Genomic DNA, 24,139 nt, shown 5'->3' with positions numbered 1-24,139 from the left:
GTCGCCGGCCCTTCGCCGCTGGCGCGGATGGTGCGGATGGTGCGGCGGTAGGCGCCGCCGCCCGCTCCCCAGCGGCAGGCGCACCCCTCTCCCCACGGATGGACTGCGGACGACGCGTACGGCATGCGATGACGTGTTCGCTCGGTGAAGGGTGGGATGACGGGCGGGTCACGGATCCGCCCGCGCAAAGCTGGGGCACCCGCTGTGCAACGGCAGCGCGGCGACCCGGCGGCACTGGGGTGCCGTTCACAATCGCCCCCCCCAGGCGCGCCCCGCTACGGGTTGTCACTGCGCAGCGCCAGGTCCACCAGGTGGCCCGCCGCCCCGGTGTAGCGGGTGGGATCGAGTAGTGCCGTGAGTTGGGGGGCCGGCAGTCGCGAGGTCACCTCGGGGAGCGCTGCGAGCACCTCGCCGAGGGAGCAGCCTCGCTGCTCGGCCTCCGCGGCGGCGCGGCTCAGCAGCCGCTTGGCTTCGGCCCTGCCGAGCGCGGGCGTGAGCGCCGCAGCGATCTTCTCCGACACCACCTGTCCACCGGTGAGGGCGAGATTGGCCAGCATCCGCTCCGGCCGTACGGTCAGTCCCTCCAGCAGTGCGGCGGCCGTGTGCGCGGCGCCGCCGGCCAGCCTGAGGCACTCGCGCAATTGCTGCCACTCCGCGTGCCAGACACCGGCCGATCGTTCGTCCTCGGTGAGCATGCACTGGAACAGACCCGCCGACAGCAGCGGCACCTGAAGCGCGGCGGAGCGGATCAGCGTGGACAGGACCGGGTTGCGCTTGTGGGGCATCGCCGAGGACGCGCCGCGCCCGGCCGCCGCCGGCTCCACGACCTCGGCCACCTCGGTTCTGGCGAGCGACTGCACATCGACCGCGATCTTGCCGAGCGCCCCGGTCAGGAACGCCATCGCAGCCGCCACATCCACCACCGGCGTACGCAGCGAGTGCCACGGGAGGACGGGGACGGACAACCCGAGTTCGTCGGCATAGGTGTCGCAGAGCGCTTCGGCATAGCGGTCGGCGCCCTGCGACGGCCCCTCCTGCCCCCAACCGTGGCCCGCGTACTCCAGGTATCCGGCAAGGGTTCCGGCCGCGCCGCCGAGTTGCGCCGGCAGGCCGCCGTCCATCAGCGCCTCCAGCCGCCGTCTGGCGTCGTACACCAGCTTCAGCCAGCCGGCGGCCTTGAGGCCGAAGGTGGTCGGCACCGCGTGCAGGCTCAGGGTGCGCCCGGCCATCGGGGTGTCCCGGTGGTCGCGGGCGAGCCGGGTGAGGGCGGCGGCGCAGCAGTCGAGGTCGTCCAGGATGAGCACCGTGGCGTGGCTGGCGACCAGCATCGCGGCGGTGTCGAGGATGTCCTGGCTGGTCGAACCGCGGTGGACGAACTCCGCTGCCTCGGCGTCCTGTTCGGCGACGACGGCAGTGAACTCCTCGACGATGCCGACCACCGGATTGGCTGCCTCGCGGGCGGTGCGGGCGAGGCCGGTGAGGTCCAGCCTGCCCGCGCGAGCGGCGGCGGTGATGGCCAGCGCGGCGGCGGTCGGCACCGTCCCCAGTCGGGCCTGCGCTCGCGCCAAGGCGGCTTCGGCCTCCAACATGGCCTGCAGCCAGGCCTCGTCGGACAGCACGGCTTCCACATCGGTTCCGGCCCGCACCGGGGACAGCAGTCCGCTGTCCAGCCCGGCGCGCCGACCGAACAGCATCGAGTGTGTCATTACTTCCTCGTCTCCGGCCGTCGTTCCACCGGCGTCCCCTTCTCCCGTGCTGCGACCCGCGGTAGCCCCGGCTGGCGTCATCGCAGCACCTGCGACAGGTCGACGGGACGGTCGCTGACAGTTCCCGGCGTCGGCGCCAGTGCCAGCACCGCCCGGGCGATGCCGTCGGAGTCGGCCAGCGTCACGGAGTTGACTCCAGGTCGCACACCGGCGGCCGTGACCCAGTGCACCGCCTCGGTGGGCACCCCGAAGGCGAACCGGCGCGGGTGCGGTCGGCCGCCGGCGTCGATCACCTGGTACGGCCGGTCGGTGACGGCCAGCCCGCCTGTCGCATAGCTGCAGCCGTCCCGGCCCGCGATGCGGTACGGGCGGCACTGACCGGTGGTGTGCAGATGGCGCAGCAGCGGGTCGGTCGTGCGGCGCAGGTCGGCCTCGGGCAGCCGTGCGTCGATCAGGACGGCCGCGTGGATGTGCGATCCGGGCACGGCGGGCGAGGAGGCCGCGAACCGGCCGGTGTGCGGGTCGGTGGTGACGGCAGCGCCCGGCCCGAGGATGTCCACGACGCCCGCCTCGACCAACGCGATCAGATGCTCGACCCGTTGGGCCGGCGGGCCGATCGACAAGAAGGCGTTCAACGGTGTGTACCAGCCGTCGAGGTCGTCACGGTGCGAGCTGCCGTGCAGTCCGCCATGGTCGACCAGGAGGCGTATCTCGTTGCGCAGATCGCGCAGCACGTCCAGCGCGCTCTTGTGCGGGCCGCTCAGGTTGCCCGCGTACGCCCTGGAGACATCCTGCCGCAGATGGTCGAGCAGCCAGGAGCGGAAGTCCGCCGGATCGGCGAACTCCTGGCCCCGGTACGGGATCGCGACCCGCTCCCACTCCCACCGGTCGGAGGCTGCGATGCCGAACGCGCGCAGCACCTCGGCCTCCTGGGCGTCGCCCCAGGGGTGCGGCAGATAGCGCTCGCGGAAGCGGCGCGCCTCGCAACCGCAGCCGCGGGAGGCGAGCAGGGCGGAGTAGTAGACGGTCTCCACCTCCTTGGCGATCAGCGGCCACAGGTCGTCGCGGAAGTCGAGGCCGCCGGCTGAGCGGCCGCGCAGCTCGGCCACTTTCTTCGGGTGGAGCACCAGGGGCGTGTGGCGCCCGTGCGCGCCCTTCTCGTTCTCGCCGCGTGCATGGTGCGGTATCCCGCGTCGGGATCCGGCGTGCAGCTTCGGCTCGCGGCCCGACGGAAGGTAGACCAGCCGCCCGTCGCGCCGTTCGAACGCACCCCCGCGGCCGACGGTGAACAGCGCTATGTGGTCGAAGAAGGTCAGACCGAGTCCGCGCAGCAGGACCGTCTCTCCCGGGGGGACTGCGGACAGGTCGACGTCCGCGGGATTCACCGGTGGGACATAGACGAGCCGGTGGTCCGCCGCGAAGACGGCGAACCGCTCCTCCTCGGCCGTGGGCGCCAGCGGTACATGGCCCTGCGCCAGCACCACCGCGTCCAGACCGTCCAACCGGGTGCCGTCCTCCAGCACAACGGACTGCCCGGCGTGGTGCGGGCCGTCCAGGCCGAGCGCCCGGGTCCGGTGCACGACCACGGTGAGCTGCTCCGGCGCGCGGCGCACCACCCGGCGGAAGACCCACTCCAGGTAGCGGCCGTAGAACCCGCGTGTCGGATAGGTGTTGGGACCGAGGTCGCGGGCCTCGGCGAGGGTCTCGTCGTCGTAGGCGTCCGCGGTGTCCATGAGGCTCAGGAAGCGGGCCCACTCGTACAGGCTGGGGCCGGGTTCGAGCGGGCCGTCGATCTCGACGCTGCTGTCGGTGAACACGGTGACCTGCGAGGCGACGGTGTTCATCAGCAGGTGGCGGGACTGGTCCGGACGCCATACGCCGCCCGCTCCCGGCGGGTGGGGGTCCACCAGGTGTACGGTGACCGCTCCGGTCGGCGTGTGCCGGGCGTTGGCGCACAGCCGCTCCAGCACCGACAGCCCGCGCGGCCCCGCGCCGATGATGCAGATGTCGAGATCTGCCGTGGTCATCCGAACTCCCCGTCCTCTGGGTACGTGTCAGTTCCGAGTGCGCCCAGTCGCGGCAGGGTGGCTGCCGCCGCCATGGTGGTGCCGACCACCGCGGTCCTGATCACGGCCTGGCTGAGGGCAGGCGCTCCGCCCATCGGGCGGAAGGCCACCGTGTCCGGTGCGCCGCGGGTGCCGCTGCGTCGAAGGGGCACGGACAAGAAGCCCAGCCCCTCCTGGAGTGGCGCGGGCAGCGCCTTGTACAGCGCCTCCTTGGCGCAGAACACCCGCAGCACCGCGGTCAGCGAGTCCTCCGCCCCGGCCGCCTCCTCGAATTCCGCGGGCGTGCAGATGTGCCGTCTCGCGGTGTGCAGTCCAGGCGCCGAGGCGATGGGTTCGACGTCGATGCCCAGGCCGGTGTCCCGGGCACGGGTGACCACGCAGACCGCGAACTCGCCGGTGTGACTGATGGATCCGCTGACCCCTGGCGGCCAGAGGGGTGCGCCGCGGCTGTCGGCGTCCAGCCAGTGCGTGCGGCCGGTGGCGGCGGTGATGGCCCGAGCCGCCGCCAGCCGCCCGGCCGCGAAGGTGCGCTGCCGGGCGGGCAGGGCCTCCTCGGGCAGAGCCGTGCGGATCCACAACGCCCAGTCCGGGAAGGGCGTTTCATCGGTGCTCGCCATGGCGAGCACGACGGCGGGATCGAACAGTGCGGCCAGCCGCGGGCCGTCGGTACGGGCGGCGCGGCCCGGTGGTGGAGCCGTCACCGCGGCGAGCCGGCGTCGCTGTCCGCCGGTCCCCGGGCGATGGCCGTCACCGGTGCCTCGCCCTCGCGCAGTCCGATACGGGCGTGCAGCCGGGCGAGCGGTGCGGGGGCCCACCAGTTGGCCCGGCCCGCCAGCCTCATGAAGGCGGGCACCAGGATGCCGCGCACCAGCGTCGCGTCCATCATCACCGCGAGCGCGAGCCCGAGTCCGAGCAGTTTCATGAAGGTGATCCCGGACAGCAGGAAGGAGAGCATGACCACCGCGATCAGCAGCGCGGCCGCGGTGATCAGCCTGCCGGTGCGCCCCAATCCCCGCGCTACGGCAAGGGTGTTGTCTCCCGTCGTCTCGTACTCCTCCTTGATGCGGGAGAGCAGGAAGACCTCGTAGTCCATGGACAGGCCGAAGGCGACGCAGAACATCATGATCGGAATGGTCACCACGATCGCTCCGGTCACGGTGAAATGGCCTAGCAGCGAGCTGAGATGACCTTCCTGGAAGACCCAGGCGATCGCGCCGAAGGTCGCGGTGAGGCTGAACATGTTGAGCACCAGCGCCTTCAGCGGCATCAGGACGCTGCCGGTCAGCAGGAACAGCAGCGCGAACGTGCTGACCACGATGATGGCCAGGCTGTAGGGCAGCCGCCGGCTCAGCGAGTTCATGGTGTCCCGGAAGGAAGCGGCCGACCCGCCGACCTTCACCGGCCAGGGGCTCCGTCCGGCGCGCACCTCGCGCACCAGATCCTGCCCCGCGTTGGAGTACGGCGCGACCGACGGCACCACCGAGAACCAGGTGCCCGACCGGCCGGCGAAGCGCTGGGACACCTTGCCGGCCGCCGTCACCTGCCTGCCCCGGGCGTACGAGCCGGTGAGCGCGTCCACCCGGGCCACGCCGGGCAGTCGGGACAGCTGGCCGGCGTACTGCCCGATCCGCTGGTCGGCCGGCCGCGGTGCGCCGATCCCGTCGGCCACCACCAGGATGGGATCCGTCTCCCGCGCCGGATAGTCGTTGATCAAGGTGGTCTGCACCTGGTGCGCTTGCTTGTCGGCCGGCAGTTCGCGGGCATCGGCGAGGCTGAAGCGGATGCCGAGGAACGGGGCGCCCAGCACGAGCAGCAGGGCGACGACGGCCACACCCGCCGGAACGGGGCGCCGCATCACCGCCTGGGCAAGGCGGTACCAGAACCCCTGCGCCAGCGGCTTGGGGGGACGCGGGCGCAATGCCCACCGGTCGATGCGGCTTCCGATCACCACGAGCAGCGCGGGCAGCACCACCAGGGTGGACAGCGCGGCGAACGCCACCACCGCGATGCCCGCGTAGGCGAACGAGCGCAGGAAGTACATCGGGAAGAGCAGCAGAGCCGACAGCGACAGGGCCACCGTGACCGCGGAGAACAGCACGGTACGCCCGGCGGTGCGCAAGGAGGTGGCGATGGCGTCGTGGACCGCGGCGCCGTCGGCGAGTTCCTCCCGGTAGCGGGTCAGCACGAAAAGGCTGTAGTCGATACCGAGGCCTAGTCCCAGCGCGGTGGTGAGGTTCATGGCGAACACCGAGACATCGGTGAAGGCCACCAGGACGCGGAGCACGGCGAGCGCGCCGATGATCGCGACGATGCCGAGTGCCAGCGGCAGCATCGCGGCGATCGCGCCACGGAAGACGAGGATCAGCAGAATCAGGGTGATCGGGGTGACGATCGACTCGGCGAGCAGCAGATCCTTCTGCGACTGGTCGTTGAGTTCGTGGTACGCCTCGGCCTGGCCGCCGAACCGGACCGTCAGGCCGCGATATCCGGCCGAGTACCGCGGAAGCAGCTTCTCCAGGGTCTTGTTGTCCTGGTCCTCGTTGCCCTTCAGGCTCACCAGCACCAGTGCGGAGCGGCCGTTCGCGGCGCGCAGCGAAGGGGCCCGGTCCAATGACCAGTAGGATGCCGCCCCTTGCACACCAGGCTGGGCGGCGAGTTCGGCGGTCAACCGCGCGCCCTTGGCCGCGGTGTCAGCGTCGTCGGCACCGTGCGGTGTGCCCACCAGGGCGACCAGGTTGGGCTCGCCGGCGCCGAAGTCCTTGTTCAGGACAGACGAAGCCTGCGCGGACTCGCTGCCCGGCACGTCGTACCCGCCGGTGGACAGCTTCGTGCTGACCGTCGCACCGATTCCTCCGGCGACCACGCAGAACAGCAGGCTGATGCCGAGCAGGAGTCTGCTTCGCCGACTCGCCAACGCTGCCAGCTTCTTGAACATCTGGAGACTCCTTCGTGCTCACAGTCCCGAAGCGTGCAGCACCCGGTCCGGGGCTCGGCGTACGGATGCGTATCCGCGTTCTCGGCGCAGGAAGTGGAGGAAGTAGTCGGTGAGTTCATTGTGTCCCATCGGCACGTACGAGGCGGCGGATCCGCAGACGTCATAGGTGTGGGCGAGGTCGAACAGCTTCCCGTAGTTCATGTAGGACCGGTAGAAGCCCATTCCGCTGTCGAGCGCCTCGTCGATGGCGGTGAAGCCTTCGCGGTCCGCCACCCACAGCGGCTCGCGCAGTCCGACCAGCCGCGTGACCACCTGGCCGATGTCCCTCGCCGAGGGCGGGCAGGCGTTGACGAGGTGGAAGTACGTCTCCGGCGACTTCGACAGGCCGATGGTCACCGCGTTGCGTGCGACATAGTCGATCGGGAGGGCGTTGATCGCAGCATCCGGTTCGGCGAGCAAACGGACCCGGGCGTGGGTGAGGAAGGTTCCCAGCTTCCGCTCGCTGTTCCTACGGAAGCGCAGCACCGCGCGGGCGAATCCGTAGAGGCCCGACCAGTTGACAGCGTGGTGGGTGAGGCTGTGCCCGATGACGATGCTGGGACGCAGGATGCGGATCCGCATCTCGCCGGCGGCCTCCCGCACCAGTTCCTCGGCGCCGATCTTGGAGCGCTCGTAGGCGTTGTTGGCGACCTGCGGGTCGACGACCGGACCCTCCGCGACCCAGCCCCGTGCGGACCCGGCCACATATGCGGTGCTCACCTGGTTGAACGTCTGCGCCTCAAGGCGGCGTGCCAGTCGGAGAACGTTCCGGGTGCCGTCGACGTTCTGGGCCTCGATCTCCTCGCGGTGCTTCTCCTCGTACCGCAGTGAGGCGGCGCAGTGCCATACCTCGTCCACCCGGGGAATCCCGACCAGGCTGGCGCCGCAGCCGTCGACGGTGATGTCACCCCGGATCGCCCTGGCTCGGGTGTGGATCGACGTGACCAGGTCGGGGCGGCCGTACCCTTCGGCCATGCCGATGAGCGCGTGGCGCAGTCTCTCGCCGGCTGCTTGCTCGTCCTCACCGCGCACCAGCGCATAGATGTCGTCCTCGGTCCGGTCCAGCAGTTCCAGGGCTATGGCCCCGCCCACGAACCCGGTGGCCCCGGTCAGCAGACGGATCGTCATGGAGGCTCCTTGTGTACGGGCAGATCGGTGGCGCAGCCCGCCGGTGCGGGTGCGCCGCACGGCGCGGTCAGATGTGCTGGGCGGCGGCGGGCAGTGCCTGGACGGCCTCCAGCCGGCGGACGAACTCGGTGATCGCCTTCTGGAAGCCCGCCGGGTCGTCGAAGAACGGCACGTGGCCGGCGCGCTTGAGGGTCACCGCGGTGGCGTCGGGGATGAGGGCGAGGGCTTCCTCCACCATCGAGGCGCTCCAGACGAATTCGCCGTCACCGTTGATGATCAGGGTGGGGGGCTGAAGCCGGGCGAGGTCCTCGGGGTCGTCGTCGACGTCCAGTGAGGCGAGGAGGTTCTCCCGGATCGAGGTGTTGGACAGCAGCGCGAGGAAGTTGTCACGGAGCGCCAGGTACGCGGCGCTGCCACCGGAGTTGACCATCTGGTCGCAGAAGACGAGGGGGTAGAGGAGGTCGAAGAGCTGCTTGGTGCTGCCGGCCTCCAGGCTCGCCAGCCAGGAGCGGGTCATCAGCTTGCGGCGCAGGCTGCCGTTGGGTGAGAACGCCAGCCCGACCAGCACCAGGCCGGCCACGCTTTCGGGGTAGGTGTTCGCGAAGTCACGGGCGATCAGCGTGGATATGGAGGTGCCGACCAGGTAGGTCTTCTCGATGCCCAGGTGGTCCAGGAGCCGTCGTACGTCCTCGACGTGGTCCTTGAACGTCACCGGGTCGGTGCCCGGGGAGGAGGCGCCCTGATTCCGCAGGTCGTAGGAGACCAGGCGGAACCTGTTCTCCAACTGGTCGGTGAAGTTCCGCCAGACGGGGCTGACGATGTAGAAGTTGTTGAGCAGGGTGATCACAGGGCCTTCGCCCCGGTCCTCGTAGTACAGCTCGCCGCCGCCCGGCAGTTGGAGAGCCGCGTGGCTGAGATAGCGGATGTCCAGGTTGGTGATATCTGTGTCGGCCATGGATGTCTCCTGTGTGCTCGGGGAGGTCGACGGGGTTGCCGCAGACGCGCGGGGTCGCAGTGCTCCGATGGTCCTCGGCCACGCCTCAGAGCTGGTCAAGACATGGGCGAAGGCGGGCCAAGCGGCCGTCGGGTCCGCTGCTCGGCCGGGGTTGCGGCGATCAGGTCGGCGATGCCACCGAGGGATCCCAGGGCGCCGACCGGCGGGTCGAGCGCGCTCCAGTCGACTCCGTAGGTCTCCTCGATGCGGCTGAGGAAGGCGATCTGCTGCCCGGAGGAGACGCCGAGGTTACGCAGCTGCACCGCGGGGTCGAGCGGCGCCTCGGGGTGTTCGGGCCATATCTGGCGCAACAAGTCGCCGATCTCACGGACGAGTTCACTGCGCCGAGCCGTCGCACTGCCGGTCGTCGGCACCTCTTCCCCGTGGCCGTCTACCTTCTCGGCATTCGCCGGCGCCGCCTCCAGGAGGTCGCGCAGGGCGCGACGCAGTAGCTTTCCGGTGGGATTGCGCGGAAGTTCCCCTACGACGCGGACCGAGACCGGGCGCTTGTGATCGTCGAGCTTTCCGACGCAGGAGCGCAGCACCTCGTCCCCGTCCAGCGGGCCCTCGCCTTCGGGAACCACGAACGCGGTGGGTACTTCTCCCCAGTCCTGGTCCGGGACACCGATCACGGCCGCTTCGGCGACCCTGGGGTGGCGTTCCAGGAACCGCTCCACTTCCAGCGGCGTGATCTTCTGGCCGCCCCGGATGATGAGGTCCTTCAGCCGGCCTTCGAGGTACAGGCGGCCCTCGGCGTCCACCCGGCCCAAGTCCCCAGTGCGCAGCCAGCCGTCGGGCAACACCTCGCCGGTGGCCTCGGGGCTGCCGAGATAGCCGTGCATCACGGAGTCACCGCGTACGCAGATCTCGCCCACCCGGCCGTCGGCCAGCGGCCGCCCCTCCTCGTCTCGGACCTCCAGCGCCACACCGGGGACCGGCCGGCCGACGGAGACGATACGGTCCGCTGCCCCGGCGTCGCACACGTCGTGGTCCTGCGGGCGCAGACTGGCGATGAGCAGCGCCTCGGTCATCCCGTACAACTGCCGGAAGCCGCAGCCGAGCCGCGCATACGCCTCCTGGAGCAGCTCCATCGGCATGGGGGCGGCGGCATAGACCACTTCGCGCAGCACCGGGATGTCGGCGGTGCGCAAGCGCCGGGCACGTAGCAGGAAGCGAAGTGTCTGCGGGACCAACCACAGGTGGGTGACCCGCTCGCTTTCCATCGCCGCCAGGCAGCCCTGGGGGGTGAACGAGCGGCGTAGCACCAGCGTCGCGCCCCGGGAGAGCATCGACAGCGCGAAGAACATCGACCCGTGGTACAGCGGGTTGCACACCAGAACCACGGTGTCGTCGGCCTCGGGAGTTCCTGAGTGCACCCCCATGGCGGCGGTGAACAGATGCCGGTGGTCGATGCCGACGGCCTTCGGTATGCCAGTGGTGGCCGAGGTGTGGAAGACGGCGGCGAGTTCCGCCATCTCCACGTCCGGCAGATCCGCGGGCCGGGGGCCGGTGGCGGCCTCGGCGAACCAGGGCCCGTCCAGGGCGACCGTCTCGAAGCGGGATTCCTGCGCGCCGATCCGGGTGAGCGTCTCGGCCTCCCCCATGACGATCCGCGCTCCGGCCGAAGCCGCCATCGCCCTCAGGTCACCCGGCACTCCGTTCGGGTTCAGCGGGACGAACGCGGCACCGAGCCGTGCCAGCGCGAAGTACGCCTCCAGCACCTCCACGCGGTTGGCCGAGCACACCGCGACACGTCCGCCGCGTTCGACCCCGAGGGCGCGCAGGACCCCGGCGAGGGACGCGGACCGCTGCTCCAGCTCCGCGAAGTTCACGCTGCGAGCGGCGTCCCTGGCCGCCACCCGGTCGGGGAAGGCGCGCGCACCGTCGCATACCACTTGTCCCAGCCACATGGTGTTCAGCTCTCCTCTCCACCGGATGCCGCCCGTGCCGGGGCGTTGCGGCATCCGGTGAGCAGTCGGTCGATGTCGTCGAGGGTGTGCAGGCCGTCGATCTGCTCCTCGGTCAACTCGGCCTGGCATGCCTCCTCGACCAGCAGGGACAGCCGGATCAGCTCGCCGGAGCCCACGCCGACGGACCGCAGCCGGGCGTCCGGCGGAATCTGTTCGGCCAGGGCGCCCGGGATCACTTGGGCGAGGAGGCTACGTGCGTCAGGTACGGGCATCGTGCGGCGCTCCCGTGGTGATGGTCGTGGTGATGATCGACGTCGGATGTGCGCAGTGGTGCCGGACCACCCCGTCGGTCGCCGCGGCGGCCCAGGGCAGCAGCCGGTTGCTGGACGAGCCGAGGCAGAACTCCTCGTATTCCGGCCGGGTACCGGGCCGGCGCAGGGCGAGGTGGGCGAACACCGGGTCGAGGAACTTCCACTGGCCGTCGGTGTCCATCACCTCGGCCCACGCATGGTCGATTCCGGCCAGGCCGAGCGCGCTGACGGTACGGGTCCGCGTGGTGTATCCGGCGGCCGCCAGGTCCGCGGCCAGTTCCCCGCTGGTGACCAGGCAGTCCGCGAGACCGAGTGCCTTGGCCCGCGCCGGGTCGTGGCGCAGCGGCGCAGGCATCCACTGGTAGCGGCGCCGTCCGCTGCGGAAGTCCGCCAGTGCCTGCCGGTAGACCTCGCGGATCTCGGGCGCGACGACGTCCCGGCGGCTGCCCTGAACGGTGCACCGGACCTGGACGGCGATGGCGCTGCCGGCTGCGGACCGCATCACGCTCAGCGCGTGGAGTTGTCCGTCGAACTCCTCCAGAGCGGGGTCGGCCACCTCCCAGGCACCCTGCGTGCAGCGGTCCTGGTGGCTGCAGGTGTAGGACAGCTCGACCGACCACTGCCGGGGAGCCACCCAGGTCTGCGGGGCGGATGCGGCGTAGCGCAGCAGGGCGCGTTCACTGAGTTCCCCGGTGGTGGTGCCTTCGCCCGCGACGATGCCCACGTTGACCACATCATGGAAGTCGTACAGCGGCTCTGAGGTGTCCGGCGCCCGTCCCACTTCCGGCAGGCCGGCGGCGGTGAGCGCTGCGAAGGTCTCAGGTGGGCAGAAGAGCCAGTTGAGTGCCTGCTGCCGGGTCATCGTCCGCTCGCGGTACGCCTCCGGGGTCAGCACCACCTCGTCGAGGGCGGCCAGCCAGACGTCGGTACGCACGCGGCGTGCCCGGTCGGCCGCGGCTGGGCGAGTCATCAACGGCCCCCGGTTCCAGGTGCGTTGAAGGCGAGCCGTTCGACCTCGCCGGCGGCCAGCCGTCGCCGCAGCTCCAGTCGCCGTACCTTCCAGGTGGAGCCGCGCGGCACGGAATTCCATCGCACATGCAGCGGATCCGCGAACGGCGGCAGGCCCGCGACGGCCTCGGCCCAGGCCGCGGCGTCCAGCGGCTGGTCCCCCACGGTGCACACCACCGGGAGCGGGGGTCCGCCGGACGGCGACGGCAGGAACAGCACCTCGTTGAGGTTCGGCAGCCGTTGCATCAGCAGGTCTTCGTACGCCAGGTTGCTGCCGAGTTCGGGGGTTTCATCCACGATGCGGTCCAGCAGATGCAGGCATCCCCATCGGCCGCGCTGCCCGAGGTCACCAGTGCTCCACCAGTTCCGTGCCGAGCCGGGAGCCCTTCTGACGGGTTCGTCGAGGTAGGTCAGGGCGGCGCCGCGGACCCGGACGATGATCTCGCCGCGGCGGTTGTCCGCGTCCTCGGTGCCGGGGCGGGCGGCGAGCCGGTTGCGGCTGAAACCGGGGATCGGGTAGCCGACGCAGCGGGCGTCGGCCGTGCCGATACCGCGCCGGGTGTGGACCCGGATCGACAGCGGTCCGGTCTCGGTGGTTCCGTACGCCTGGAGATAGCGTGGGTGGTGGCGCTGCGAGGCGTTCAGCAGGCGCTCGACGGTGCGCGGGTGGATGGCGTCGAAGGTGTTGATGAAGTACTGCACGGCCGCGAAGGGCGTGCCGGGATGGTCGGCGAGGCGTTCCCACTCCACGAAGACATTGGGGAAGGTCTCGACGACGTTGGGACGCACCTGGCCCATCAGCTCCGCGGCCGCCAACGGGTCCGGGTCGTCCAGCAGCAGTATCTCGGCGTTCCGGCGCAGTGCGGTGCCCAGTGCCGAGGGCATGCGGGCGTGGAAGTAGGACAGGCAGAAGGCCACCGGACCACGCATCCGCAGCAAGTTGGCGACCTGTACCTGCAGTTCGGTGTGCGCCCCGATGCCCGGGTTGTCGAACGCCATCAGCTTGGGCACCCCGGTCGTGCCCGAGCTGTGGGCGATCAGCACGACTCCCGGCGGTAGCTGCAGTGGCCGGTCCGGTGCCGCGGGTGAGTGCTGTTCGACGTCGACCTGCCGGTCACCGAGCACGGTGAACACCGCGCGGGTCAGCTCGGGTAGTTCCACGCCGGCGAGGGAGGTGTCCCGCACCAGACCGTCGGTGACGAGGAAGGGGCGGTCCAGGCGGGTCAGCAGTGCACGGAGGGTCTTCGGATCGGTGTAGGGCCACAGCATGGCGGCGGTGGCGCCGATCCCGGCCACGGCCTGCTGCAGGATGCTGACGTCCAGCGACTGCGTCTTGACGATGGCCACGCGGTCGCCGGGCCGGACACCACCGGACCTGAGCCACTGTGTAGCCTCTTCCACCAGGCGGGCGATGTCGCGCAGCCGCACCCGTGTGCCGAGCGAGGGGCTGAGGGCCATCGGCCGGGTCAGCCGGAGGAGCAACTCCGGATTGCGTATGGCCTCATGGGTGAACATGTCGCCGAGCTGGAAGTCGCGGGCTCTGCGCCAAGGCGCTTTCCACATGGTTTGACTCCAAAGTCGCAAGGAAGCCGGAAGAGGGAACGGGGAGCGGCCGGTGCGGTCAGGCGGCTGCGGCGGCCAGCAGCAGGGCAGGAGCTTCGGGGAACGCGACCAAAAAGCGGTCAAGCATCAACCTCGGTTCGCCAGGCCCGTATTGGCGCGCCGCTGCGGGGGCGGCGGAAGCCGTAGCCGGACGCGGTCAGCTCGTGGAACGTGGCTTGCCCCGCACGTTGATCACACGGAGGGCCGATTCCGGACCGCTTGGCGACGGGCGCGGTCGTGGCGGCCCTGGCCGTCCACCGCTCATTTGACTGCGCTGATCACGCCGTGGGGGGTCCACCGGCCGCCCGGCAGCCGCTCGACCTTGGCGAACCCGGCAGCGGCAAACCACTCCTCGTACTGCCCCCAGCGGTAGATGGTGCTGCTCGCGGCGGGCAGGGTCGCGAAGTAGACGTTGTCCAGGGCCGCGTACAGCGGGCCCTCCCCGCTGTCGTCGGACATGGCATTGAACACCACTACCCGGCCGCCGTCCGGCAGCGCTTGGTGGGCCTTGCGGAGCAGGGCCAGGTTCTCCTCCGGCGACCAGATCACCAGCTGGTTGGCGAACAGCACGCAGTCGTGCCCGGACGGGTAGGTGTCGGCGAAGATGTCGGCGGCCTGGACGGTGATCCGGTCGGCCAGGCCCTGCTCGGCGATCTTGCGACGCGCGATCTCCACTGTCCCGGGGAGGTCGAGAATCGTGAACTCGGCCCCGGGGTCGGCCTGCGCGAGGGCAATCGCGTTCACGCCGTCGCCGCCGCCGACATCGAGCACCCGGCGCACCGCGGTCAGGTCGGCCTTCTCGACCAGGATCGGGTTGGACAGCCGGGACCACGACCGCATGCACCGGTAGAACAGCTGCTCCAGGTCCGGGTCCGCGGACAGCCGGTGGTACAGATCAGTGCCGGTGCCCTTGATCCGGCGTAGGCCGACGTTGGTGTTGGCGCGCAGCGACTCGGTGAAGTCCACTTCGGCGGGGCGGACGATCTGCTCCTCGTATGCGACCAGATCCTCCATGATCTCCCAGGTTCCATCCGCGAACATGCCGGTCAGCAGCTCGGCGTTGCGGTAGCGCCCGGAATGACGGGCGGTCAGGCGCAGCGCGGTGGTGCCGAGAAGCAGGACCTGCACCGGGCGCGCTTCCAGGCCGAGCTCTCGGCCGATCTCCTCCGGGGTCAGGTCGGGCTGCCGGTCAAGCAGTGCGAACAAACCAAGGTTGCAACCGGCGTTGAGCATCTGGAAGGCCGAGGAACCGAACAGGATCTGGACCAGGCCATCGGTGCTGAGCGGGGGAACGTCTGCCATCGGTGCTCCGTATGGGGTGTGGGTGGGAAAGGCGCGAGCAGTGGTCAGGTGACGCGGGTCAGATCGGCCGGGCGGGACACGTAGTTGCGCCGGGTGGCGACCTCGCGCAGGCGGTCCATGGCGTCCCAGACCTCGGTGAACCGGGTGTACAGCGGGGACGGGCCGATCCGCAGCCGGTCCGGTACGCGGTAGTCGCAGACGACCTTCGCCTCCGTGGCGAGCGCTTGGCAGATCCGCCAGGCGTCGGGGTGGTACAGCGACACATGCGAACCGCGCCGCTCGGGCAGGTGGGGCGAGGCCGACCTGAACCCCAGCGGGCCCAGCCAATCGTCCGCCAGGTCGGTCACCAGCCTGCCCAGGAGCAGCCCCTTGGCCCGGATCCGTTCGACACCGGCCTCTTCTACAAGGGCGAGCGCCGGGTCGATCGCCGCCAGCGACAGCAGCGGCGGCGTGCTCACCAGGAAGCGCTCGATCGACGGCACCGGATCGTACTCTGCGCCCATCTGGAACTGCTCGCGCTGCCCGAACCAGCCCCAGACCGGCTGCCGCAGCTGCGCCTGCAGCTCCCTGCGCACATAGAGGTAGGCGGGCGAACCTGGGCCGCCGTTGAGGTACTTGTAGGTGCAGCCGACCGCGAGCTCCGCGCCGGTCGCGGCGAGCTCGACCGGGACAGCCCCGGCAGCGTGCGACAGGTCCCACAGCACGCGGGCGCCGACCGCGCGGGCCAGTTCGTTCACCGCCGCCATGTCCAGCAGCGCACCGCTGCGATACGAAACCAGCGAAAGTACCACCAGCGCCACATCCTGATCGAGGGCAGAGCGCAGCTGTTCCCCTTGCAAGCCGTCATCGAGGTCGGAGGTCAGTTGGTGCAGGCGCAGGCCGCGCTGCGCGGCCAGCCCCTGCAGGATGTAGCGGTTGGTCGGGAAGTCCTCGGCGTCGATCAGGACGGTGCTGCGTCGCGGAGCGGCGTCCAGGGCTGCGGCGGCCAGCTTGTACAGGTTTATCGAGGTCGAGTCGCAGACCACGACCTCACCGGCCCGCGCGCCCAGTACGTGGTCCGCGAGCCGGGCGCCGAGCCGGCTGCCCCAGTCGATCCAGTTCTGCCACGACCGCACCAGCCCGCCGCCCCAGCCTCCCTCGACCACCTCGCGCAGATGGTCGGGTGTGGCGGCGGGCAGCCGGCCCAGCGAGTTGCCGTCCAGGTAGATCAGTTCCGGGTCGGTGATGACGAACCGGTCCCGGAACCCGGCCAGCGGATCGGCCGCGTCCAGCTTCTCGGCCACCGTGCGCGAGGTCCCGCGCTCCATCGGTCCCCTTTCTCTCTCGTGTCGCCTGGCTTGGATCGTGTAACGCGCTGATCGTCAGAGCGCTGATCGCGCCGACCACAGCTCGGGGAAGAAGCGGTGCTCGCTGATCGCGGCGAGCCAGGGCACACCCGACGTGCCGCCGGTGCCCGGCTTGGCGCCCAGAATCCGCTGTACGGTCACCAGGTGGGTGTAGCGCCAGCGGGCGAACTGGTCCGCGGTGTCCATCAGCGCCTCTGCGAGCAGATGGAGGTCGCGGTGGCGGATCGGGTCCCGGTAGACCGCCCGCCAGGCCGCCTCAACCTCGGCGCCGGCCCGGTATGGCTGTGTGGGGTCGCCCGTCGGGGCGTCGTGCGGCGCCAGCAGCCCGCGGCGGGTCAGCAGCCCGAGCGCCTCGTCGTACAAGCTCGGCTCGTGCAGCTGGGCCAGTACCTCCTGGTACGCCGGGGAGTTGCGGTGCGGCTCCACCATCGCCGGGTTCTTGTTGCCGAGCAGGAATTCCAGCCTCCGGTAGCTCACCGACTGGAAGCCGGAGGCGGCACCAAAGAAGTCTCGGAACTCGGCGAACTCCACCGGCGAAAGGACGGAGAAGGTTTCCCAGCACACCAGCAACACCTGCTGCACCCGGACCGACCGACGCAGCGTCCACAGCGCGTCGTCGAGCTGGTCCTTGTGCAACTGATCGCGGATGGTGGTGAGTTCGGTATGCAGCAGCTTGAACAGCAGCTCCTTCACCTGGCTCATGATGATGAAGCCCGGCTCGGTGTCCGCGGTGCTCAGCGGATGCTGGAGCGCCAGCAACGCGTCCATCCGCGCGTACTGCACGTAGGGGGTGGGGCCCTGCGGGAGCTCAGCCTGAAGCTGATTGTCAGTCGCATTGCCTGGTTGGCTCGGCCCGTCGGCAAAGAACGGACACCCGGGGGTGGGTTCGACGTTCATGTGGTCTTCCTCCTTCGTCGCATCTGCGTGAGGACGGCGTCGCCCAGCTCGGTGCCCCGAACCCCCAGGTCATAGGGGAGGTCGAAGTGGTTGCGCCGTTCGGCGACGACCTCCGTCACCGGGGCCCGCGGGCGCACCGCCGCCACCATCCGCTCGTGCTGGCGGACGTACTCCTCGGTCTCGTTGCCGCCGCGGGCCAGCACCAGCTCGGGCAGCCGCGCCGGCAGGTGGTGCAGCGGGCTGTTGCGCCGCGCCCCGGCCTCGCCCATCCGCAGCGTCTCGTTGACGTACGACAACCGGACCGGCTCCAGGTCGTACATCCCGCTCAGCAGCACCGCCCCGGCGATCCGCCCCGACACATCCGGGCCGTCCGCCGGCCCGGGCAGCAGCGCCATCGCGGCCAGGTGCGCCCCGGCCGAGGTGCCGCACAAGTGCAGTCGGCCCGGGGCGAATCCGAGTTCGTCCGCGCGCCGCAGCAGCCAGTCCACACTCCGGCGGACCGAACCGGCCATCGAGTCCAGCGGGGTGTCCGGTGCCAGCCCGTACTCGACCACCGCGACCGCCGCGCCCGCGGCCAGCAACGGCGGGACCGCGAAGGCCGATTCGGCACGGCCCAGCGCCTGCCAGTTCCCGCCGTGCACGAACACCAGCAGCGGCGGGCGGCCCGAGCCCGCCCCGGGGAAGTAGTCGAGCCGCTCCGCCGGGCGCGGACCGTACGCCAGTCCGGCCCGCACCGGGTAGCGGCGCCGGGCGGCCTCGCTCAGCCGCGCGTACGCGTCGAGGTAGGCCTGGAGGCTGGGGACCCGCGTGCTCGGCGAGTACTGCCGGTCGAGCGTGGCCTGGTCCATGCCCCGGTAGACGGCGGTGGCGGTCATCGGGCGTCTCCGCGCGGTACGCCGCGCATCCGCTCAGCCCCGCACGCCGTAGGTGGCGCAGGCCTGCTCGTACAGCTCGGCCAGCAGCGGATCCACGCCGTTCGCCGATGTCCGGTAGCGGTTGCCGAACTGGCCCGCATACTCCTCGAACCAGTCCCGCCGGCTCGACAGAAACAGCACGTCGTGGATCGCCATCGAGCGCACCGCGATCATCGGTACCGGAGCGTAGCTGACCTCGAACGCCGGGTTGCGGGCCGCCTTCTCGGTGCAGTTCTCGTGGAACTGGGCGATCATCAGCCCACGGCGGACGGCCTCGGGCTTGAGCATCGCGTGCGCCTCGTCCAGCAAGTGCAGGTGTTCGGGCGGCAGATCGGGCAGTACCAGCAGCAGCGAGCGCAGGTTCGGATTGCCGGCCTTCCGGTCGGCCTCGCTGAACTCGTGGAGGCCGCAGCGGACGATCTCGCTGAGCAGGGTCTGGCTGGGCGTCGGACCGATCAGCCGGACCCTGATCTCCAGGGCGCCGGCGCGCTGGGCCGGTTCGACGAACGGGCACACCGGACCGGGGCGTCCGAGTTCGCTGTGCGGTTGGCAGATGTAGTCGCTCAACCAACCGTCGACGGCCTCCAGGGCCTTCTCCAGGTCGACGGAGAGCGCATCAGTCAGCATCGTTGTCAGTCCTCGGTTGTCAGTCCTGGTAGGACGCGGATGAGAGGTGACTCGGGGCCGATCGGGCCATCGGATCGGTCTCCCGCGCCGGGTAGTCGTTGATCAAGGTGGTCTGCACCTGGTGCGCTCCAGCACGAGCAGCAGGACGACGACGGCCGCACCCGCCGGAACGGGGCGCCACATCACCGTCTGGGCAACGCGGTACCAGAACCCCTCCGCCAGCGCAGAGCCGACAGCGACAGGCCCCCGGAATCCATGGCAGGAGCTTCGGGGAGTGCGACCAAAGAGTGGTCAAGCATCAACCTCGGCCCATCAAGTCCGTGTTGGGTGACCGCGGCAGGACAGATCGCCGCCGTGGCCGGATGCGGTCGGAACCAGAAGCCCGCCCGCTGTGCTCTCGGGGGCGGGCCTTCTCGCCCTGCAGGCGTGCGAACCGTCACCTGCCTCAGGCAGCGCCCTCCGCAACGGCCCAGCTGGGGCCGGTGGTTGGGGCTCGGCGGCGCCGCTTCGGGACCAGCAGGCCACTGCCGCCGGGTGAACTGCTGGCGGGCCCGGACCTCGGGCGCTGCGGGCCGGCCGAAGGGTATGTGGTATCATCGCGGCCACCCATCCCGCGGTCCGGTGGGCTCAGCGCGGACCTCGGGTCCAGTAGCCCCGGACGCGCATCACCGGAGGTGCGGGCCGGGGAGAGTTCGGAGACCTCGTGATGGGATTCTCCTGTCTCGCGGCCCTGCAAGGGGCAATCCTCCTCATCGCAGCCAAACGCAGCGACCAGATCTCCAGCGAACTCGCCCAACACGACTTCGACACCGACGTCCAGGCCAAGGAACTGCTCGAACGACTCACTTCCAACTTCGAGGCGCTCTCAGCACAACACGAAGCACTGCACCAGCAGATCGCAAAAATAAACGAACAGCTCACGGGCGAGACGAGCCAGCAGGCCTCAACGCTCGGCCAATAACCAGGCCACGACACAGCATCCGTGCACGCCCCCAGCCTCCGATCCCCGACATGAGGTTGGAGTCGGTCCACGTGATATCCGATCAGCCGTACATCCACCGGTTATAGCCGTTGCCGTCCTCGTACTTGGCCTCGTTGCCATCGGTTCGCAGGTGCCGCTGGCGGTGGCGTCCAAGACCTTGCGGCACTCCACACTGGCGACCACGATCAACATCTACGGTCACCTGCTGCCGCACGCCGCTCGCGACGCCGTCCCACGACCAACTCTCACGCCCGTGCCCCACAGGCGCACGTGACCGTCCGACGTGCTCGGACGTACTTATCGGCACCCACACGGTCGGCCCGCCGCCCACGACGATTGAGTCGTAGTCCGGGTTCATCCAGGAACTCCTGTCCTCATCTCACCTGGTCAGCCAGGCGCGGATCGCCGCGGCCGTGGTGTCGGCGTCGTGGTGGACGAGGGAGTAGTGGTGGCCGGGGATGTCGGCGGTGTCGTGCGGCAGCGGCCAGTGCGGCTGCCAGTCCCGGTCGGGGTCGATCCGTCGCATCTGAGCAGTCGGCCGGCCGCGGACCAGCAGCGTGGGGACTGGTCAAGGTTCGGGGCGCCAGCTCTCCAGCACCCGAGCGTAGCCACCTCCCGCGATCATCAACGAGTCGTCGAACTGGTCCACGACGTCGTCCGGCAGGGCGGTACCGGCGGCGATCAGGGCCAGCCCCCGCGCGTCGTCCGGGCGCAGCACGCCGGCGTGGGAGTCGAGCAGGACCACGCCGGCCGGTGACTGCCCCTGCGGGTGCCGGAAACCCCATCCATGGCCTGTGACGTGCAGGTTCTTGCGAACGGCCGATGGTCGCCGTGTGGGCGTGGCAGGCTGCTGGATCGTGCTGTTGCGACTGGCCTACCTCGCCGTGTCGAGCGTGTTCGCCTTCATGCGGCTGCTGCCGATGAGCGATGTGGACAAGAGGATCGAGATATTGACGCTGCGCCACCAGTTGGCCGTGCTACAGCGCCAGATCGACAGGCCCCGGGTGGCCCCGGCGGACCGCGCTTTCCTTGCCGAGCTCCTGCACCGGCTCCCCAGGCCCAGGCTGCGGCAGCTGCACCTGATCGTCTCGCCCGAGACGATCCTGAGGTGGCACCGCGATCTCATGCGCCGCCGCCACGCCAACGCCTCCCGCCACAAGCGGCCCGGCAGACCGGCGACCCGCCGCGCCATCCAGGCTCTCGTCCTGCGTCTGGCCCACGAGAACGCAAGCTGGGGCTACCGGCGCATCCACGGCGAACTCGCCGCCCTCGGCATCAAGGTCGCACCATCCACCGTATGGGAGATCCTTCGGGCGCATGGGATCGAGCCCGCGCCCGAACGCGACCACCAGACCTGGGCCGCCTTCCTTCGCAGTCAGGCCCACGCGATCTTGGCCTGTGACTTCTTCACCGCCACCACGCTCAATGGGGCGACACTGTACGTCTTCGCCGTCATCGAGCACGCCAACCGCCGGGTCCGCATCCTGGGCGCGACGGCTCATCCCACCGCGGCCTGGGTCACCCAGGCCGCCCGGAACCTCGTAACGGACCTCCAGGACGCCGGAGCCACAGTCACCTACCTGATCAGGGACCGCGACAGCAAATACACCTGCGCATTCGATGCTGTCTTCGCCGCCGAGGACATCGAGATCGTCACCACCGGCATCCGCGTTCCCCGCATGAACTCGATCATGGAACGTTGGGTGCAGACCTGCAGACATGAGCTCCTCGACCGCACCTTGATCTGGAACCAGGCCCATCTGCTCCACGCGCTCGGCGAGTTCGAGTCGTTCTACAACCAGCATCGGCCACACCGCACGCTTCACAACGCGGCGCCCCTCCGGCCAATTCCCGAACCGATGACCGATCCGGACCGCCTCGACGTCCATCGACGTGATCGACTCGGCGGCCTCCTCCACGAGTACGCTCATGCGGCCTGATCTGCGCGGACGTAATATTCGGCACCCGCAGGGTCGCCGCGCTGCGGATGATGCTGGACCCCGGGGCGACCTACGCGGAGGCCGATCTCGCACGGCTTACCGAGATCGTCCAAGAGATCCCACTGCATGTCGAGTCAGTGCAAGCTCGGCTGCGCGAGCGACTAGGCGAGGACAGGCACGCGGACACCATCGATGGCGGTGCCGAGGCTCGCGAGTTCATGGAGGTCATGCGGGAAGTCGACGAGTTTCTCTCGGTGGGACCCGAGATCGCCCAGGACGCTGAGGAGACCAGGGACTGGCTGCTGCGGGTGGATCAGTGCCTGGACCACGCCCGCGAGCTTCGCCGCCCGCTGGTCTTGGCGCAGACACTGAATGCCGGGGCGGGTGTTCACGTCGCCGCAGGGCAGCTCGCCGAGGCGGTGCCCTTGCTTGAGGAGGCGTACGGCCTGGCCACGAGCCTGTCGGGCAAGAGGAGCGCGGACGTGGCCATCATCGCCATGACGTCGCTGGCGAAGGTGCAGATCATGCTGCAGGACTGGGCAGCGACCTCCCACGCCTGTGAACGGGCGATCGCTCTCATCGAGCGTGACCGGTACCGGGTGAACGCGCCCTTCCAGCAGGCCGCGTACCTCGCCCCGCACGTTGATGTGTTCACCGCCGCAGTGTTCAGCGCGTGGAGGCTAGGCGATCACGACGCCATGCTCTCCCGGATGGAGCTGTCGAAGGCGCGTGCATCCATACGACTACTCTTCACTTCCGCGTCGGAGAGCACCGAACATTTCGATCGTGAGCTGGCCGAGCTCGGCGATGCCATCAACGGGCCGCGACCCGCGGCTGACAGAGATGCCCGACGCGCTCACCGCCTGGAGTTGTGGGACCAGCGGGCCATCGCGCTGCGCGACCCCAAGGCCGAAACACCGGCCGTGACCCTCGACGCCGTCCAGCGACTGCTCGGGCCCCAAGACGCCGTCCTCTACTACTACTGGCTCAGACCCGACGTGCTGTTGACAACGACCATCACGTCAGGCGATATCGCAGAGGATCGCACCGTCTTCAAGAGCGAGGAACGAACCAAACTCGAGGAGCTCATCGACACGATCAGCCGTCTCAAGGGATCCCTGCGCGAGCTCGATACCTTCTACATCCAGCCACTCGCTCCGCTTCTGACGCCCGTCACAGGTCTTCCCCTCCTGGAGGGGAAGAAGCGTCTGCTGATCTCTCCGCACCGGCTGCTGCACTGGTATCCGTTCGCGGCCATGCCCTACCAGGGCCGACTGCTCGTACAGACCTTCACGCTCCGCCGGATCCCCAACCTGACCAGCCTTCTCCTCCCTCACGCCTTCTATCCCGCGCACAGGTCCGTGGGAGTCGCGGTCAGCGAGTTCCCCGGCCGGGAAGCAGCGCTCGAACCCCTGCTTGTGGCCCGAGATGCGACGGAGCAGATGGTCGAGGCCCACAGGTCGGCCGGCGTTCCCGCCACTGCGATGCCCGAACCCACGCGAGCCACGCTGGTCAGCGCGCTGCACGACGGGACGATCAACGGCGCTTGGTGCCTGCACTTCGCCGGACACGGGCACAGCGTCGACGACGAGATCTCCAAGAACGCGCCCATGGAATCGATGCTCGATCTTGCTGAAGGCCAAGTGGACGGCTACGACATCGCAACCGCCGATCTGGGCTGTGACGTCGTCGTACTGACCGCCTGCGACTCAGGGCAGCTCGCCATCCGCGGCCGAGGCATGGCCGAACAGCCGGGTGACGAGTTGTTCGGGCTACCCGCCGCCTTTCTGCAGGCGCGGTGCCGCAACATACTCGCGCCGATCTGGCCAGCCGACGAGGCAACCGTCTCCCGCCTAGTCGTCGAGTTCCATCGCAACCTTGCACAGGGCGCTCTGCCCGAGGTCGCGCTCACCCAGGCACAACGACGGTTCCTCGACACGGCGAACGTCAAGGAACGCTGGCCGTACTTCTGGGCATCTCTCACGTTGACCGGCGTAGGCGAACCCAATCAGGGAGTTATCCCATGACCGAGATCGTCATTCACTGCATTCCCGAGTCCGGCACCGACCCGTCCGGCACCGCCGCCGAGCTGGAGGCATACCTTCGCGACACCGGTGGCGCGGAACCCCTCCTCGTCGAGGTAGAACAGCCCCAGATCGGGCTCGCCGAAGTCATGGCGATCATCCAACTCACCAGCGCCGCCATCGATCTGACGCAGAGGCTCATCGACTTTCTCCAGACGCGCCGCGACAAGGCAAAGGATATCGAGATCGAGATGGACGGAAAGCGGATCCCCATCCAAGACCTAACCAATGACCAGCGAAAACGGCTGAACGAAGCGCTGGCCTGACCATCGCTCCGCAGACCAAAATGAGCGGATGCTGTCATCGACCCCGCGCCCCAGGGCACGGACCGCTCCTGGGCTGCATTTC

22 protein-coding genes are annotated in these 24,139 nt (G+C 69.7%); 4 read left to right on the top strand and 18 right to left on the bottom strand.

Annotated elements, in window-relative coordinates:
- Positions 1-275: 275 nt before the first annotated feature.
- The 15 genes from P2L57_RS33465 to P2L57_RS33395 all read right to left on the bottom strand — a co-directional run bounded on the left by P2L57_RS33465 (position 276) and on the right by P2L57_RS33395 (position 18,785).
- Complete coding sequence (locus tag P2L57_RS33465) at positions 276-1,706, bottom strand: nitrosuccinate lyase (protein ID WP_275821061.1); 1,431 nt, start codon at positions 1,704-1,706, stop codon at positions 276-278.
- Positions 1,707-1,783: 77 nt separating this feature from the next.
- Positions 1,784-3,733: an FAD/NAD(P)-binding protein gene (locus tag P2L57_RS33460; RefSeq protein ID WP_275821059.1), complete on the bottom strand. Its 1,950-nt coding sequence runs from the start codon at positions 3,731-3,733 to the stop codon at positions 1,784-1,786.
- Positions 3,730-4,473: a 4'-phosphopantetheinyl transferase superfamily protein gene (locus P2L57_RS33455; RefSeq protein WP_275821057.1), complete on the bottom strand. Its 744-nt coding sequence runs from the start codon at positions 4,471-4,473 to the stop codon at positions 3,730-3,732. Before P2L57_RS33455 ends, P2L57_RS33460 begins: the two co-directional genes overlap by 4 nt.
- Positions 4,470-6,707 (bottom strand): MMPL family transporter, encoded by a 2,238-nt coding sequence (locus P2L57_RS33450; protein ID WP_275821055.1) that lies wholly within the window; start codon positions 6,705-6,707, stop codon positions 4,470-4,472. Before P2L57_RS33450 ends, P2L57_RS33455 begins: the two co-directional genes overlap by 4 nt.
- A gap of 18 nt (positions 6,708-6,725) precedes the next feature.
- Positions 6,726-7,874, bottom strand: coding sequence for an SDR family oxidoreductase (locus P2L57_RS33445; protein ID WP_275821053.1), 1,149 nt, complete (start codon positions 7,872-7,874; stop codon positions 6,726-6,728).
- Between the two features lie 67 nt (positions 7,875-7,941).
- A complete protein-coding gene (locus tag P2L57_RS33440; RefSeq protein WP_275821051.1) occupies positions 7,942-8,829 on the bottom strand; it encodes an alpha/beta fold hydrolase in 888 nt (295 codons plus the stop codon).
- Positions 8,830-8,924: 95 nt separating this feature from the next.
- Entirely contained in the window at positions 8,925-10,778 is a 1,854-nt protein-coding gene (locus P2L57_RS33435) for a class I adenylate-forming enzyme family protein (protein ID WP_275821050.1), read from the bottom strand.
- Positions 10,779-10,783: 5 nt separating this feature from the next.
- Complete coding sequence (locus P2L57_RS33430; RefSeq protein ID WP_275821048.1) at positions 10,784-11,050, bottom strand: hypothetical protein; 267 nt, start codon at positions 11,048-11,050, stop codon at positions 10,784-10,786.
- Positions 11,037-12,059, bottom strand: a complete 1,023-nt coding sequence (locus tag P2L57_RS33425; RefSeq protein ID WP_275821046.1) for a hypothetical protein — start codon at positions 12,057-12,059, stop codon at positions 11,037-11,039. The genes P2L57_RS33430 and P2L57_RS33425 overlap by 14 nt, the downstream gene beginning before the upstream one ends.
- Positions 12,059-13,660: an AMP-binding protein gene (locus P2L57_RS33420; protein WP_275821044.1), complete on the bottom strand. Its 1,602-nt coding sequence runs from the start codon at positions 13,658-13,660 to the stop codon at positions 12,059-12,061. The genes P2L57_RS33425 and P2L57_RS33420 overlap by 1 nt, the downstream gene beginning before the upstream one ends.
- Positions 13,661-13,960: 300 nt before the next feature.
- Positions 13,961-15,001: a methyltransferase gene (locus P2L57_RS33415; RefSeq protein WP_275821042.1), complete on the bottom strand. Its 1,041-nt coding sequence runs from the start codon at positions 14,999-15,001 to the stop codon at positions 13,961-13,963.
- A 44-nt stretch (positions 15,002-15,045) separates the two neighbouring features.
- Positions 15,046-16,308 carry a kynureninase gene (kynU, locus tag P2L57_RS33410; protein WP_275821040.1) on the bottom strand — a complete coding sequence of 421 codons (1,263 nt, stop codon included), beginning with the start codon at positions 16,306-16,308 and terminating at the stop codon, positions 15,046-15,048.
- Between the two features lie 54 nt (positions 16,309-16,362).
- Positions 16,363-17,244: a tryptophan 2,3-dioxygenase gene (locus tag P2L57_RS33405; protein ID WP_275821038.1), complete on the bottom strand. Its 882-nt coding sequence runs from the start codon at positions 17,242-17,244 to the stop codon at positions 16,363-16,365.
- Positions 17,241-18,119, bottom strand: a complete 879-nt coding sequence (locus P2L57_RS33400; RefSeq protein ID WP_275821036.1) for an alpha/beta hydrolase — start codon at positions 18,117-18,119, stop codon at positions 17,241-17,243. The genes P2L57_RS33405 and P2L57_RS33400 overlap by 4 nt, the downstream gene beginning before the upstream one ends.
- A 33-nt stretch (positions 18,120-18,152) precedes the next feature.
- On the bottom strand, positions 18,153-18,785 hold the full coding sequence (locus P2L57_RS33395) for a DUF6875 domain-containing protein (RefSeq protein WP_275821034.1): 633 nt from the start codon (positions 18,783-18,785) through the stop codon (positions 18,153-18,155).
- A 703-nt stretch (positions 18,786-19,488) separates the two neighbouring features.
- Between P2L57_RS33395 and P2L57_RS33390 the strand changes: the two genes are divergently transcribed.
- Positions 19,489-19,746, top strand: coding sequence for a DUF1003 domain-containing protein (locus P2L57_RS33390; RefSeq protein ID WP_275821032.1), 258 nt, complete (start codon positions 19,489-19,491; stop codon positions 19,744-19,746).
- A gap of 82 nt (positions 19,747-19,828) precedes the next feature.
- Here P2L57_RS33390 and P2L57_RS33385 read toward each other — a convergent pair whose 3' ends face one another.
- From P2L57_RS33385 to P2L57_RS33375, 3 genes are read right to left on the bottom strand one after another with little or no spacing between them, the layout of a single operon-like run.
- Positions 19,829-20,125, bottom strand: coding sequence for a hypothetical protein (locus P2L57_RS33385; protein WP_275821030.1), 297 nt, complete (start codon positions 20,123-20,125; stop codon positions 19,829-19,831).
- Between the two features lie 21 nt (positions 20,126-20,146).
- Positions 20,147-20,293, bottom strand: coding sequence for a hypothetical protein (locus P2L57_RS33380; protein WP_275821028.1), 147 nt, complete (start codon positions 20,291-20,293; stop codon positions 20,147-20,149).
- 42 nt (positions 20,294-20,335) lie between these two features.
- Positions 20,336-20,512: a hypothetical protein gene (locus P2L57_RS33375; protein ID WP_275821026.1), complete on the bottom strand. Its 177-nt coding sequence runs from the start codon at positions 20,510-20,512 to the stop codon at positions 20,336-20,338.
- Between the two features lie 112 nt (positions 20,513-20,624).
- On the opposite strand from P2L57_RS33375, the gene P2L57_RS33370 reads away from it, so the two are divergent.
- Genes P2L57_RS33370 through P2L57_RS33360 form a run of 3 tightly spaced genes read left to right on the top strand, consistent with a single transcriptional unit; the run spans position 20,625 to position 24,057 of the window.
- Positions 20,625-21,707, top strand: coding sequence for an integrase core domain-containing protein (locus tag P2L57_RS33370; protein WP_275821024.1), 1,083 nt, complete (start codon positions 20,625-20,627; stop codon positions 21,705-21,707).
- Between the two features lie 47 nt (positions 21,708-21,754).
- Positions 21,755-23,734, top strand: a complete 1,980-nt coding sequence (locus P2L57_RS33365) for a CHAT domain-containing protein (protein WP_275821022.1) — start codon at positions 21,755-21,757, stop codon at positions 23,732-23,734.
- A complete protein-coding gene (locus P2L57_RS33360) occupies positions 23,731-24,057 on the top strand; it encodes a hypothetical protein (protein ID WP_275821021.1) in 327 nt (108 codons plus the stop codon). The genes P2L57_RS33365 and P2L57_RS33360 overlap by 4 nt, the downstream gene beginning before the upstream one ends.
- The last annotated feature ends 82 nt before the right edge of the window (positions 24,058-24,139 follow it).

This window comes from Streptantibioticus ferralitis (assembly GCF_029223525.1).
In the GTDB taxonomy this organism is placed as follows: Bacteria; Actinomycetota; Actinomycetes; order Streptomycetales; family Streptomycetaceae; genus Streptantibioticus_A; species Streptantibioticus_A ferralitis.
The sequence above is the reverse complement of the archived record's forward strand: the minus strand, read 5'-3'. Positions and strand labels throughout refer to the sequence as shown.

What these genes read in the sequence shown, in the direction of transcription:
- P2L57_RS33465 (WP_275821061.1), bottom strand. Translation starts at nt 1,706, where the DNA reads ATGACACACTCGATGCTGTTCGGTCGGCGCGCCGGGCTGGACAGCGGA.
- P2L57_RS33460 (WP_275821059.1), bottom strand. Translation starts at nt 3,733, where the DNA reads ATGACCACGGCAGATCTCGACATCTGCATCATCGGCGCGGGGCCGCGC.
- P2L57_RS33450 (WP_275821055.1), bottom strand. Translation starts at nt 6,707, where the DNA reads ATGTTCAAGAAGCTGGCAGCGTTGGCGAGTCGGCGAAGCAGACTCCTG.
- P2L57_RS33445 (WP_275821053.1), bottom strand. Translation starts at nt 7,874, where the DNA reads ATGACGATCCGTCTGCTGACCGGGGCCACCGGGTTCGTGGGCGGGGCC.
- P2L57_RS33440 (WP_275821051.1), bottom strand. Translation starts at nt 8,829, where the DNA reads ATGGCCGACACAGATATCACCAACCTGGACATCCGCTATCTCAGCCAC.
- P2L57_RS33435 (WP_275821050.1), bottom strand. Translation starts at nt 10,778, where the DNA reads ATGTGGCTGGGACAAGTGGTATGCGACGGTGCGCGCGCCTTCCCCGAC.
- P2L57_RS33430 (WP_275821048.1), bottom strand. Translation starts at nt 11,050, where the DNA reads ATGCCCGTACCTGACGCACGTAGCCTCCTCGCCCAAGTGATCCCGGGC.
- P2L57_RS33425 (WP_275821046.1), bottom strand. Translation starts at nt 12,059, where the DNA reads ATGACTCGCCCAGCCGCGGCCGACCGGGCACGCCGCGTGCGTACCGAC.
- P2L57_RS33420 (WP_275821044.1), bottom strand. Translation starts at nt 13,660, where the DNA reads ATGTGGAAAGCGCCTTGGCGCAGAGCCCGCGACTTCCAGCTCGGCGAC.
- P2L57_RS33415 (WP_275821042.1), bottom strand. Translation starts at nt 15,001, where the DNA reads ATGGCAGACGTTCCCCCGCTCAGCACCGATGGCCTGGTCCAGATCCTG.
- kynU (WP_275821040.1), bottom strand. Translation starts at nt 16,308, where the DNA reads ATGGAGCGCGGGACCTCGCGCACGGTGGCCGAGAAGCTGGACGCGGCC.
- P2L57_RS33405 (WP_275821038.1), bottom strand. Translation starts at nt 17,244, where the DNA reads ATGAACGTCGAACCCACCCCCGGGTGTCCGTTCTTTGCCGACGGGCCG.
- P2L57_RS33400 (WP_275821036.1), bottom strand. Translation starts at nt 18,119, where the DNA reads ATGACCGCCACCGCCGTCTACCGGGGCATGGACCAGGCCACGCTCGAC.
- P2L57_RS33395 (WP_275821034.1), bottom strand. Translation starts at nt 18,785, where the DNA reads ATGCTGACTGATGCGCTCTCCGTCGACCTGGAGAAGGCCCTGGAGGCC.
- P2L57_RS33385 (WP_275821030.1), bottom strand. Translation starts at nt 20,125, where the DNA reads ATGAACCCGGACTACGACTCAATCGTCGTGGGCGGCGGGCCGACCGTG.
- P2L57_RS33380 (WP_275821028.1), bottom strand. Translation starts at nt 20,293, where the DNA reads ATGCGACGGATCGACCCCGACCGGGACTGGCAGCCGCACTGGCCGCTG.
- P2L57_RS33365 (WP_275821022.1), top strand. Translation starts at nt 21,755, where the DNA reads ATGATGCTGGACCCCGGGGCGACCTACGCGGAGGCCGATCTCGCACGG.
- P2L57_RS33360 (WP_275821021.1), top strand. Translation starts at nt 23,731, where the DNA reads ATGACCGAGATCGTCATTCACTGCATTCCCGAGTCCGGCACCGACCCG.